This is a genomic window from Pseudomonas protegens (genome assembly GCF_003732485.1).
Classification (GTDB): Bacteria; Pseudomonadota; Gammaproteobacteria; order Pseudomonadales; family Pseudomonadaceae; genus Aquipseudomonas; species Aquipseudomonas protegens_B.
In genome coordinates, this window is sequence record NZ_MOAK01000080.1 from 309118 (window position 1) to 310877 (window position 1760).

Sequence of the window (1760 nt, forward strand, 5' to 3'; positions counted from 1 at the left end):
CAACACCGCCAAGGCCTTGTCCTTGAGGATCTGCAGGTCCATCACCGGCACCCACATCTCCTTGGCCTGCTCGTCCCAGTGGCGCATGCGCAAACTCACCGCACACAGCGGGTCGAGCTCGAAGGCCGCCGCCTCTGCCGCGCTCATCACCCCGCCCTGATACGCCAGGGTGCGTCGACTGGCCTCGCTCAGGCGCTGGTAATACCCCGGCTCCTTGAAGGTCAGGTAACGCTTGGCCTGGACGTGGTATTCCACCAGCCGTGCCAGACGCTCGCTGAAGCCCACCCGGCGCAGATAGTCCGCCCCCAGGCGCTCATGGCTGACCACGCCAAAACCGCCCATGTTCTCGGCATCCTGCTGACAGATATGCCCGATATCGTGGAAGAACGCCGCCAGCACCACTTCGTCGTCATACCCTTCCGCCAGGGCCAACTGCGCGGCCTGGGACATGTGCTCGATCTGCGACACCGGCTCGCCAATGTAGTCGCAGTCGCCGAAACGCTCGTACAGGCCGAAGACCTCGTCGACCACCTGCTGTCGCCGCTCCATCACGCGTCCTCCAGCAGTCGGGCGATATTGCCCTCGGCCATGGCCGGGCCAACACTCATGCCGACCCCGGTGTGCATCAGGGCCACATGGACCCCGGGGACCGCCTCCAGGAAGGAGAACGGCGCCGGGCCGCGAGCGCCGTAGACGCCCTGCCAGCGCTCCACCACCTGGACCCTGCAACCCAGGGTCTGCTCGGCCAGCTCGATCAGCCAATGGTCCACCTGTTCAGCATTGAACGGCGACGGATCGCTGCCGTAATCATGGGAATCGCCGATGATCACCTCACCATAGGGGGTTGGGCTGATCAGCAAGTGAATGCCGTGCTCATGCAGGTGCGGCGCTTCACGCAGGATCTGCGCCTGCACGGCGGCCGCTTCCGGAAGATCGGCAAAGGCGCCGTAATGCACGCAGCTGAGCCCGGTGAGCAACGCATGTTGCAGGTTCAGGTTGACCTGGGGCCGGGCGCGAAGCATCTGCAAGCGGCAGATCTGCGGTTGCAAGGCGGCGATCTGCTCGGCCAGCAGGGTCTGATAGTCGTGCCCCGAACACAGCACGATGCGTGGCGCGTGGAAGCTGCCGGCGGTGCTGTGCAGTTGCCCCGGCTCGATGTCACGCACCAGGGTCGAAAAGTGGAACTGCACTCCCAGGTCGCGGCGCAGATAGTCGATCAACAGCGGGATGGCTTCCCGGGAATACAGTTGCTGATCGTCCAGACCGTGCAACGCCGCCCGGTGATGGCGGAATTGACCGCCGTACAGATCATTCAGCGCCGCGCCCTGAAGCAGCTCGACGCGGTAGCCGTGCTCCAGCGCACGCCCGGCGCAGAAGGCTTCCAGCAAATACTCTTCGGCTTCGCTGCGGGCGAACAGGTAGGAACCGTTGCGCTTGAGTGGCAGGCCTGCCAGTTGTTGCCAGTCGGCCCAGATATCGCGGCTGGCACGGGCCAGCTCCAGCATGGTGCCCGGCGGCTGGCCGGTGACCAGCGCCTGGCCGAAGTTGCGCACCGAAGCCCCCAGGGGCGTGGCGCTGCGCTCGAAAACTCGCACCCGCAGACCGCGTTTGGCAGCCGCGTAGGCGTGGGACAGGCCGAGAATTCCGGCGCCGACGATCAGTAGATCGCTGTGATGGGTCATGAGTGGTGTCCTGGATGGGGAGCGCCTTCGCCGGCAAGCCGGCTCCTACACACTCGGCAGGAGCCGGCTGCCGGCGAA

The 1760-nt window shown here is 65.6% G+C and carries 2 protein-coding genes; both read right to left on the reverse strand.

Annotated elements, in window-relative coordinates; translation table 11 throughout:
• Positions 1–549, reverse strand: a 549-nt coding sequence (locus BLX41_RS22690) for a phosphonate degradation HD-domain oxygenase (RefSeq protein ID WP_123726847.1), incomplete at its 3' end; no start/stop codon positions are given.
• Positions 549–1682 carry a TIGR03364 family FAD-dependent oxidoreductase gene (locus BLX41_RS22695; RefSeq protein ID WP_123726692.1) on the reverse strand — a complete coding sequence of 378 codons (1134 nt, stop codon included), beginning with the start codon at positions 1680–1682 and terminating at the stop codon, positions 549–551. The genes BLX41_RS22695 and BLX41_RS22690, both read right to left, overlap by 1 nt.
• Between the last annotated feature and the right edge of the window lie 78 nt (positions 1683–1760).